The following is a 10,680-nucleotide window of genomic DNA, read 5'->3' as shown; positions in this document are numbered from 1 at the left end:
TAAATATTTGTGAAGAACCTCTTTTTCTTTAAATGTATATCCAATACCTGCTGAAAATCCTACATTAGCTTTTGATGTTAATGATGTATTTATATTATATCTAACATTCCCTTCAGTACCACTAACACCTAATGCATAAGAAGGTTGTCCCATATACATACCAACAGATGCCCCTAAACTTATTCCTTTTCCTGTAGGTTGAGGTAATGCTGCCATTGCCATAGCTGAAGAAATTCCAGCATTTGCTTTTACCTCAGTCATAGAAAAAGCATTGATTTTAGAACTTAAAGAACTTTCTAATCCTTTAAGTTGTGAAACATTTACTGCATCGTGATCATTTACACCATCTGCAAGACCTACAATTTTTCTGTAAAATGGTTCTTCGGGTTGGTTGTCAATTGCAATATTTGGATCTTTATATGCTACAGATATTGTATTTTCTTCTAATGATACTGCACCATAACCTAATGCTACTGATTTATTGTGAATAGTTCTAGCATTTTCACCTAATGCTACTGAACTTTTAGATTCTGTTAGAGAGTAATCTCCAATTGAGATTGATGTGTCTCCTTTAGATATTGAACCAAAACCTAAAGAGATTGAATGTTTATTTACAGCTTGTGCATCTTCTCCTATAGCTATAGCATTTTTACCTGCCGCAGCAGATGCTCCTAATGCTATTGCATTTTCCTTTAAAGCTTTTGCATAACTCCCAATAGCGATAGAATTATTTTCTCCTCCTGTTGGATCATTAGGAACAGCCGTACCTGCTGATGCAAAATCTCCAATACTTATACTTGAGTATCCATGTGCATTACTTTGGTAACCTATTGCAGTAGAAAACCAACCTTCTGCCCTAGAATACTTACCAATAGCTACAGAATCTTCTCCAGTTGCACTACCTTCGGGAATAGTAGCCCATGTAATGCTACTGATTAACATTAAACTTAAAATACCTAATTTTGTAATATTCATTTTATAATACCTCCGATATAGTAAAAAATATATTTATTATTTATAATAATATCATTTTATAAAAGTATACTCTAAAAATATTTTCTAGTCAATATTTATTCTATAATAAATAAAATGTTCATTTAAATATATAATAAAAAACAAACGTTTTGAAAATAAAAATAAAAAATTAGTGCATAAATAATATTATGCACTAATCCTTATAAATAGCTATTCTTTTATATAGTTTCTTGGTAAGTTTTGTTTAATATCCCAAATATTTTCAGCATAATCTAATATAGTTCTATCAGAGCTGAATTTTCCACCATTTGCTATATTAATTAGTGATTTTCTTATCCAAGATTTTTGATCTTTATAATCTTTACTTATCTTTTCTTGAGCTTTTCTATAATCAGCAAAGTCTTTTAATACAAAGTAAACATCTGGTCTATTACCTTCTACTCCATTTAATAATGAATTGTATAATTCTCTAAATATTCCAGTATGAGCATCATCATAAGTTCCATCTATTAATTGCTCCATTACTTCTTTAAGTCCTTCTACAACTTCATAGTCTTGTCTTGGATCATATTTACCATATCCTTCAAGTCTTGAAACTTCATCAGCTTCTAAACCGAATATATATGCATTTTCAAGTCCAACTTCTTCAACTATTTCAACATTAGCTCCATCCATAGTTCCTAAAGTTAAAGCTCCATTTATCATAAATTTCATATTACCAGTTCCTGAAGCTTCTTTTCCTGCTGTTGATATTTGTTCTGAAATATCAGCTGCTGGGAATATTTTTTCTGCAAGTGATACTCTATAATTTTCTAAGAATACTACTTTTATTTTATTATTAATACTTGTATCATTATTAATAACTTCTGCAACTGTATTTATTAATTTTATTATTCCTTTAGCTCTTCTATATCCTGATGCTGCTTTTGCACCGAATATAAAGGTTCTAGGAGTAATGTCTAATAGAGGATTTGCTTTTACTTTATTATATAAATCCATTATATGTAACACATTTAATAATTGACGTTTGTATTCATGTAATCTTTTAACTTGAATATCAAATATAGAATTAACATCAACTTCTATACCTGTATTTTCTTTAATATATTTAGCCAATTTAATTTTATTATCTTTCTTTATATCAGATAATCTAGATAATACATTTTCATCATCTATATATGCTTCTAATTTCTTTAATTCAGATAAATCAGTTATCCATTTATCACCAATTAATTCAGTTATTAATTCTGCAAGTTCTGGGTTAGCTTTTAATAACCATCTTCTTTGAGTAACTCCATTAGTTTTATTTTGGAATTTTTCAGGGTATATTTCATACCAATCTTTTAATTCTTGATGTTTTAAGATTTCAGTATGTAGGGCTGCAACTCCATTTACAGCATGAGAACCAACTATTGCAAGCCATGCCATCTTAACTTTGTCATCACCAATTATACTCATTCTCTTAATTTTTTCAGAATCATCTCCACATTTTTGTGATAACTCATTTAAAAATCTTCTATTTATTTCTTCAATTATTTGATAGATTCTTGGTAATAATGGTCTAAATATATTTATTTCCCATTTTTCTAATGCTTCTGATAAAATAGTATGGTTAGTATATGCAAATACTTTAGTACATATATCCCACGCTTCATCCCAACTTAATTTCTCTTGATCTAATAAGATTCTCATTAATTCCGGAATAGCTACTACTGGATGTGTATCATTTAATTGTATAGCAACTTTTTCAGGTAATATAGAGAAATTATTACCAAACATTGATTTATGTCTTCTTATAATATCTTGTAATGATGCTGATGTAAAGAAGAATTGTTGTTTAAGTCTTAATATTTTCCCTTCTCTTTCAGTATCATTTGGATATAGAACTCTTGATATATCTTTAGCTCTAATTTCTTTTTCTGATGCTCTTACATAATTTTGAGAATTAAATAATTGTAAGTCAAATCCTTCTGGTGATTGAGCTTCCCATAATCTTAGAGTGTTTATAACCCCATTACCATAACCAATAACTGGAACATCATAAGCTACAGCTAGAACATTTTCAGTATTAACTCTCTTAAAGTATTCTTTCCCTACTTCATCTTTATGTATTTCAATTTCTCCACCGAATTTAACTTCAAATACTCTGTCTATTCTTTTAATACTCCATGGTGTACCATATTGCTGCCAATTATCAGGATATTCTACTTGGAATCCATTTTCTATTTTTTGCTCAAACATTCCATATTTATATCTTAAACCATATCCATGTCCTGGTAATCCAAGTGTTGCAAGTGAATCTAAGAAACAAGCTGCTAGTCTTCCAAGACCTCCGTTTCCAAGTCCAGCATCCATTTCACAATCTTCTAATTTATTAATATCTACTCCTAATTCTTCAAGAACTTCTTTCATAACTTCATTGTACCCTAAGTTAATTAAGTTATTACTCATATATCTTCCCATTAAAAATTCAGCAGATAAATAATACATTTGTTTAACTTTATCTTTAGCACGAGTTTTTTTAGTATTGTACCATTGTTCTGTTATCTCATCCATTGTTGCACGTGCAACTGCATAATAAATTTCATATTCTTTAGCTTCTTCTAAAGTTTTACTATATTGTCTTCTTAAAGAAAGTAATATTTTCTCCTTTAAAATTTCTTTATCCATTATAACCTCCATATTTGGTATCTATGTCTATTCTAATACATTTAGTGAAATTTGTCAACTTAATTTAACCGTTTGCATTAATGTGTTTACAATAGTTTGTTTGCAAATTTATTGCATAAAAAAATATGAGTAGATCATACTCCACTCATATTTATATATTTAAAATTTATTTAGCTTTTGAAATTTTATCAGATAATTTTTTACCAACTTTGAATTTTAAAACTTTCTTTGCAGGTATTTTAATTTTTGTTTTAGTTCTAGGGTTGATTCCTTCTCTTGCTTCTCTTTCTTGAACTTTGAATGATCCCCATCCAACGAATTGAACATCATTTCCACTCATAACAGTGTTTTCTACTGCTTCTAAGAAAGCGTTAACTAATTCTTCAGATCTTTTTTTAGTTTCCCCAGTTAATTTTGAATATTCTTCAACAAATTGTTTTTTAGACATAAATTTCCTCCTTAATGTTAATCAATATAATTATACTCTTTTTTCTTAGTTTGTCAAGCCCAAATGCCCTAAAAATAATAATTTTATGTGATTTTTATATAATTTTATCTAAGAATATTATATAAAACTGCGACAGCTAAGAATAAAAATGCAGTATATTCTGTAAATTTTTCTATTCCTTCTTTTTCTTGATCTAAAACATTTGCTGTTTTAGCTATTGCTCTACTTCTATCTGGTTGCAATAAAATTACTGTTATTAAAACTACAGCTAATATGAAAAGTATTGCAACTAATAAATTTTGTAACATTTTCCCTCCCTTATAGTGCTTGTATTCCTGCTTCAACTAACTTAGCAAAACTACTTGGATCAAGTGCTGCTCCACCGATTAATCCACCATCTATATCTGTTTGTGACATTAATTCTAATGCATTTTCAGGTTTCATTGATCCACCATATTGAACAGTTACATTTTCAGCAACTTCTTTTCCAAACATATCAGTTAATAAGTTTCTAATAAATGCATGAACTTCTTGTGCTTGAAGTGAAGTAGCTGTTTTACCTGTTCCTATAGCCCATACTGGTTCATATGCAAGTACTACATTTGCCATTTGTTCTTTAGTTATATCTTTTAATCCTTCTCTTATTTGTTCTTCAACAACTTTTTCAGTTATATTTCCTTCTCTTTGTTCTAAAGTTTCTCCGAAACATAAGATAGGTTTTAAATCATGACTTAAAGCTGATTTAACTTTTTCGTTTATAAATTCATTACTTTCTTTGTAGTATTCTCTTCTTTCTGAATGTCCTAAAATTACATATTCTACACCTAAATCTTTAAGCATTAATGGTGAAATTTCTCCAGTATATGCTCCGCTTTCTTTAGGATTCATATTTTGTGCTGCAATTTTAACATTTCCTGCTTCTCTTACTGCAGTTTCTAAATTTGTAAATGGAACTCCTATTACCATTTCAACTTTATCTTTACCTTCTACTAAAGGTTTTAATGCTTTAAAGAAATCTTCAGTTTCTTTTCTAGTTTTGTTCATTTTCCAGTTTCCTGCTACAATAATTCTTCTCATATTGTCCTCCACACTTTTATTTTATCGCATTTCTTTAATATTAACATATTTTAAAATACTTGTAAACATTAATCTACATATTTTTCTATTAAATCTGCTATTATACCTTCATTATTGCTAACACCAACATAATCTACCATTTCTTTTATTTCATCTTTAGCATTACTTGGTGCTACTTTTAATCCAGCTGCTTCTAATAGAGGAATATCGTTATAGCTATCTCCAGCTGCTATAAATTCTGATTTATCAATATTTAATAGTTTAATTAATTCAGCCATAGTTTTACCTTTATCTACATCCTTGTTAGTTACTTCTAAAAATATAGGCATAGATCTTGCAAAATTTAATTTTTCTACATATTTACTACTTTTTAAAATTTCTTCATGTTTAATTAAATTATCTGGATATGATAATAACATACATTTAGTTGTTTTTGTGAAATCAAGTTTTTCTATATCTTCTATAATAATTAATTTCCCAAATGTAAACCCTGCTTCAACTTTAGTATATTCATCAATACTATTTGTATAAAGAATATCATCATTATATGTTAAAAAAGATATCTTATTTTCTTGTGCATAGTTATACATTGCAATAATTTCTTCTTTAGTTAATCCTTTATTAAATATTCTTTCATTAGTTTTACAGTTTATTACTTCTCCACCATTGAAAGATACTATATATCCTCCAAATTTTTCCATTTCTAATGTCTTAGCTATATCATGCATAGCAAATGAAGGTCTTCCACTTGCAAGTACAAAAGTTATTCCTTTTTTCTGTGCATCTATTATAGATCTAATATTATTTTCTGATACTTTAACTTCAGAATTTAATAAAGTTCCATCCATATCAGTAGCTATTAATTTATATTTCATTTTTCTCCTCTTCCATAATTTCAAGAATAACTTTTTCTATTCTTTTATTTTTAACTTTAACAACTTTTATTTTTAAATTACCTATAATTAAATCCTTGATTTTATTATTATCTATAGGTATATATCCTAATTTTTCTATGATTATACCATTTAATGAATCATAATGATTAGAAACCATCTCTATATTTAAAGCATCATTTAAATCATTTATACTTATAGCTGCATTTACTAAATACTTATTTTTAGATAATTTTTGAATATCATCATTTTCCATATCATATTCATCATTAATATTACCCACTATTTCTTCTAAAAGATCCTCAAGTGTTACAATTCCTGAAACCCCACCATATTCATCTATTAATATTGCAATATGTTTTTTCAAATTTTTCATTTCAATAAATAAAGACTGTATTTTTTTAGTTTCAGGAACAAAATATGCTTCTTGTAGAAGAGATTTAATATCTATATCATCAAATCCAATTTCATAAGCTCTTTTAAGTAAACTTTTAGTATGTAATATACCTACAATATTATCTAAATCTTCAAAATATACAGGTATTCTTGAATATCTTATTATATTTTCAGATTCAAAAATATCTTTAATATCAGAGTTAACATCTAAAGCAAACATTGATGTTCTTGGTATCATTATTTCTCTTGCAACCTTATCATCAAAATCCATTATTTTTTCTATCATTTCTCTTTCTGAATCTTTTATTTCACTATCATTTACCATTAATTTTATTTCTTCTTTTGAAACTGTTTCTAAATCACTTTTTTCCTTAATATTAAATATAGCTAATACTATATTAGTTGAAAAAGTAAGTATTTTAATAAAAGGAATAAATACTCTGTAAACAAACATTATTATATTTATATTAGCAAGCGCTATTTTTTCTGAATTTAATAATGCAATCTGTTTAGGAATTAGTTCACCGAAAACTAAAGATAAATATGAAAGTAACATAGTTACTATAAGCAGTGATAACTGACTATAATAAGGTACATTCATCATCATTAAAAGCTGTTTAAAAGGATCTGATATAGCAACAGCTGCTGATGCTGAAGCTAAGAATCCTGCTAAAGTTATACCTATTTGTATAGTTGATAACAATTTAGATGGGTCTTCCATTAACTTATCTAATTTCTTGGCTTTTTCATTTCCTTCTTCTATTAAAATTTTAAGTCTATTTTTATTAACCGAGACTATTGCCATTTCACTTGCCGAGAAAAATGCATTAACAAATATCAATACTATTATTAAAATAATCTGGGGTAAAATGGAACTACTGGTACCCATATTTTTTCACTCTCCTATTTTACTGATTGCATAGCTAAATATGCAGCACCATAGATACCTGCATCATTTCCTAATTTTGCAACCTTTATTTCTATATTTTGGGCTATAGATGGAATTAAAAATTCTGGAATATATTTTTTAATTTTATCTATTAAGAAATCTCCAGCAAGAGCAACTCCACCTCCTATTACTACTACATCTGAATCAAGTATAGTAAGTGCTTGTGATATTCCTTGTGCTAAACGTTCGCAAGTTTCATCTACTATTGAAAGAGAAAATTCATCTCCTTGTTTTGCACATTCAAATACATCTATAGTTTCTGGCTTTCTATCTTTAGTCACTTCATATAGCATATTAGATTTATTAACTGTTAATCTATCTATTGCAAGTCTAGTTATACCTGTTGATGATGCATAAGCTTCAAAACAGCCTCTTTTTCCACATCCACAAAGTTTACCATTTTTTTCAAGTGTAATATGTCCTATTTCTCCTCCTGCACCATTTTTACCTGATACAACTTCACCATTTACAACTACTCCAGCACCTATTCCTGTTCCTACAGCCATACCTAAAACATTTTTATAACCTTTAGCTGCACCTACCCATAGTTCACCTAAAGTAATTACATTAACATCATTATCTATAAATACAGGCTTACCTAATTCTTTAGAAAAGGCTTCAGCTAGATTTAAATCTTTTGGCCAAGGGAAATTAGCCCACATTAATACAGTTGATTTATTAACTACAGGACCTGGAACTCCTACACCTAAAGATATTAAATTTTCAAATTCAATATCACGATTTTTCATTTCAACTTTCAATATATCTATTAACTTTTTCACTATAGCTTCATAACCGTAAGACGATTCTGTTTTAGCATATACTGTAAAAATTATATTACCCTTTTCATCTAAAAGACCTATTTTAGAATTTGTTCCACCTAAATCTATTCCACCATAATATTTCATTTTAATCTTCCTTTCAAATATTTATAACTATAGTTTTTATTTTCATCATAGACAAAATACTATTTCTAATACCTTGAACTCCAACTCCTGAATTTTTAATCCCTAAAAAAGGAAAATTATCAGGACCTCTTTGAGTTTTTTCATTTATATTAACTGTACCAACTTCTAATTTAGAAGCAAATTCAAATGCTTTATTTATATCTTTTGTAAATACTGAAGATTGTAACCCATATTCTGATGCATTAGCTATTTCAAGTATTTCTTCCTCAGTTTTAACTCTTATTATCGGTAATATTGGACCAAAAGGTTCAACTGTTGCAAGTTCCATATCTAAACTCACATTATCCATAAGAGTTGGATATATTAAATTATTCTCTCTTTTAAATTTAGTTAATTCAATTGCCCCTTTATTTTTAGCATCAAGATATAGTTTTTCAACAAAATCTGCTGCTTTATTATCTATTAAAGGTGTTATATTAACATTATCAAACGGATTACCTACAGTCAACTTAGATACTTTCTCTTTAAGTAATTCTGATAATTTATCTGCAACTGATTCCATAACTAAAACTCTTTTAATAGCTGTACATCTTTGTCCAGAATAAGAAAAAGCTCCACTTACTATATCATTACTTGCTTTTTCTAAATCTGCATCTTCTAAAACTATAGCAGCATCTTTACCACCAAGTTCAAGCATTATAGGTTTCATACCTGCTTGCATCCCTATTCTTTGACCAACTGGTGTACTTCCTGTAAAATTAATAAAATTAATTTCATGATGTGTATTTAAATAATCTCCAATTTCACTTCCTTTTCCTGTTGCTGATTGTAAAACTTCTTCTGGTAATCCAGCTTTATGAAAAGCTTCTACAACCTTTAATCCTGAAAGTGCTCCTTGTGTAGGTGGTTTAAATATTACAACATTACCTGAAATAAGGGCTGGTGCTATTTTAGATGCTGATAAATTTACTGGATAATTAAATGGTGCTATAGCTAATACTACACCTAAAGGTTCTCTTTTAACTATAGACATACGTCCATTATTTGACTTGTCATAATTACCACCTTCATAAACTTCACCAAAAATTCTTAGTCCTTCTTCTGCAGTATATTTCATTAAATATACTGTTCTTTCTACTTCTACTAAACTATCTTTATATGATTTAGATATTTCTCTTGTCATAAGTTCAGCAACTTCTTCTTTCATTTTTTCAAGTTCATCAGCTGCTTTATGTATATATGATGCTCTTTCAACTGCTGATAACATTTTCCATTCTTTGAAAGATTTTCTTGCTTTTATATATATATTATCAATATCTTCAACACTCATTTTATTTACACTACCTATAAAGCTATTATCTATAGGCGAATATATATCAATTTTTCCCATCATTTTACCTCTTTTAAAAATCTTATTATTTCTTCAAGGACTAAATCCCTATTAATTTCATGCAAAACTAAATGTCTTCCATTATTTATTTTTAGGAACTTTATTTTTCTAAATCCTGTATTTAATTTTTGCATATATTTTTTTAATTTACTTTCTAAAACTAAAGGATCCTTAGTTCCATAAATAATATATATATTAGTAAATTCTCTAATTTTTAATATATTTTTCTTTACATTTCTAGTAAGAGAAATTATGTCCATAAAACAACTTGGAGAACCTGATCTCAATATTTTATCATCATTTTTTATTTTTTCTATCTCTTCCTTATCTCTTGTTAGCCATGCAAGTTTTTCTGATTCTTTTTCTTTTTTGAATTCTCTATTTAAAATAGAATTTAAGTTATTAAATATACTTTTCTTAAACCCTAACTTATTTTCAATCTTAGTAATATTATATCCCGTAAAAAGAGAAAATCTCTTATCAAGTTGCATTGATATTAAAATCGTATTTTTAAAAGGATAATGTTCTAATAAATATGTAGATATTAGTGCTCCTAAACCTTGACCAATAAATATTATATCTCCATAGTTTACATTAGAGAAATTGTGCTTAATAAATAACTTAATGTCAGTTAAAACCTGATTTATTCCACCTTTTCCAAAATCAAGTATACTATCATTTGCTAGTTTCCCATGACCTCTATATTCTAAAACATATGAATCAAATCCATTTTGACTTATTAAATCTGCAACTTCATCATATCTTTCAATATGTTCAAAATAGTCATGTAATATTATAACTTTTTTCTTATTATTATTTTCATAAGATATGTATGGTATCATAACACCATCATTAGATTTAAAATACTTTTCCATTTTTTCTCCTATCGTATACTATTTCACTTTAAATTATACCTTAAAAAGGCAATAAAGTCCAGTATTCGATATTCCATATTGTACTTTAAATTTTCAATT

General features: G+C 27.6%; 10 protein-coding genes. All 10 read right to left on the bottom strand.

What is annotated here, in order from left to right; all coding sequences use genetic code 11:
• A partial coding sequence (locus AYC59_RS03050; RefSeq protein WP_211260003.1) for a YadA-like family protein occupies nucleotides 1-975 on the bottom strand: 975 nt, incomplete at its 3' end.
• Nucleotides 976-1,185: 210 nt separating this feature from the next.
• Nucleotides 1,186-3,645, bottom strand: a complete 2,460-nt coding sequence (locus AYC59_RS03045) for a glycogen/starch/alpha-glucan phosphorylase (RefSeq protein ID WP_066895084.1) — start codon at nucleotides 3,643-3,645, stop codon at nucleotides 1,186-1,188.
• A 166-nt stretch (nucleotides 3,646-3,811) separates the two neighbouring features.
• On the bottom strand, nucleotides 3,812-4,093 hold the full coding sequence (locus tag AYC59_RS03040) for an HU family DNA-binding protein (protein ID WP_066895082.1): 282 nt from the start codon (nucleotides 4,091-4,093) through the stop codon (nucleotides 3,812-3,814).
• A 104-nt stretch (nucleotides 4,094-4,197) separates the two neighbouring features.
• On the bottom strand, nucleotides 4,198-4,401 hold the full coding sequence (locus AYC59_RS03035) for a preprotein translocase subunit SecG (RefSeq protein WP_066895080.1): 204 nt from the start codon (nucleotides 4,399-4,401) through the stop codon (nucleotides 4,198-4,200).
• Between the two features lie 10 nt (nucleotides 4,402-4,411).
• Nucleotides 4,412-5,170, bottom strand: a complete 759-nt coding sequence (tpiA, locus tag AYC59_RS03030; RefSeq protein WP_066895078.1) for a triose-phosphate isomerase — start codon at nucleotides 5,168-5,170, stop codon at nucleotides 4,412-4,414.
• A gap of 68 nt (nucleotides 5,171-5,238) precedes the next feature.
• Nucleotides 5,239-6,045 carry a Cof-type HAD-IIB family hydrolase gene (locus AYC59_RS03025; protein ID WP_066895076.1) on the bottom strand — a complete coding sequence of 269 codons (807 nt, stop codon included), beginning with the start codon at nucleotides 6,043-6,045 and terminating at the stop codon, nucleotides 5,239-5,241.
• Complete coding sequence (locus tag AYC59_RS03020; RefSeq protein ID WP_066895074.1) at nucleotides 6,035-7,348, bottom strand: hemolysin family protein; 1,314 nt, start codon at nucleotides 7,346-7,348, stop codon at nucleotides 6,035-6,037. Before AYC59_RS03020 ends, AYC59_RS03025 begins: the two co-directional genes overlap by 11 nt.
• Before the next feature lie 14 nt (nucleotides 7,349-7,362).
• Complete coding sequence (locus AYC59_RS03015) at nucleotides 7,363-8,316, bottom strand: ROK family protein (protein WP_066895072.1); 954 nt, start codon at nucleotides 8,314-8,316, stop codon at nucleotides 7,363-7,365.
• Between the two features lie 13 nt (nucleotides 8,317-8,329).
• Nucleotides 8,330-9,709: an NADP-dependent glyceraldehyde-3-phosphate dehydrogenase gene (locus tag AYC59_RS03010; RefSeq protein ID WP_066895070.1), complete on the bottom strand. Its 1,380-nt coding sequence runs from the start codon at nucleotides 9,707-9,709 to the stop codon at nucleotides 8,330-8,332.
• On the bottom strand, nucleotides 9,706-10,581 hold the full coding sequence (locus AYC59_RS03005; RefSeq protein WP_066895068.1) for a serine aminopeptidase domain-containing protein: 876 nt from the start codon (nucleotides 10,579-10,581) through the stop codon (nucleotides 9,706-9,708). Before AYC59_RS03005 ends, AYC59_RS03010 begins: the two co-directional genes overlap by 4 nt.
• Between the last annotated feature and the right edge of the window lie 99 nt (nucleotides 10,582-10,680).

The sequence above is a fragment of the Pseudostreptobacillus hongkongensis genome (assembly GCF_001559795.1).
Taxonomy (GTDB): Bacteria; Fusobacteriota; Fusobacteriia; order Fusobacteriales; family Leptotrichiaceae; genus Pseudostreptobacillus; species Pseudostreptobacillus hongkongensis.
Note: the sequence above shows the minus strand (reverse complement) of the source record. Positions and strands in the feature narration are given on the sequence as shown.

Bases quoted from the DNA above. Each gene is read 5' to 3' on its own strand.
- AYC59_RS03045 (WP_066895084.1), bottom strand. From the start codon at position 3,645: ATGGATAAAGAAATTTTAAAGGAGAAAATATTACTTTCTTTAAGAAGA.
- AYC59_RS03040 (WP_066895082.1), bottom strand. From the start codon at position 4,093: ATGTCTAAAAAACAATTTGTTGAAGAATATTCAAAATTAACTGGGGAA.
- AYC59_RS03035 (WP_066895080.1), bottom strand. From the start codon at position 4,401: ATGTTACAAAATTTATTAGTTGCAATACTTTTCATATTAGCTGTAGTT.
- tpiA (WP_066895078.1), bottom strand. From the start codon at position 5,170: ATGAGAAGAATTATTGTAGCAGGAAACTGGAAAATGAACAAAACTAGA.
- AYC59_RS03025 (WP_066895076.1), bottom strand. From the start codon at position 6,045: ATGAAATATAAATTAATAGCTACTGATATGGATGGAACTTTATTAAAT.
- AYC59_RS03020 (WP_066895074.1), bottom strand. From the start codon at position 7,348: ATGGGTACCAGTAGTTCCATTTTACCCCAGATTATTTTAATAATAGTA.
- AYC59_RS03015 (WP_066895072.1), bottom strand. From the start codon at position 8,316: ATGAAATATTATGGTGGAATAGATTTAGGTGGAACAAATTCTAAAATA.
- AYC59_RS03010 (WP_066895070.1), bottom strand. From the start codon at position 9,709: ATGATGGGAAAAATTGATATATATTCGCCTATAGATAATAGCTTTATA.
- AYC59_RS03005 (WP_066895068.1), bottom strand. From the start codon at position 10,581: ATGGAAAAGTATTTTAAATCTAATGATGGTGTTATGATACCATACATA.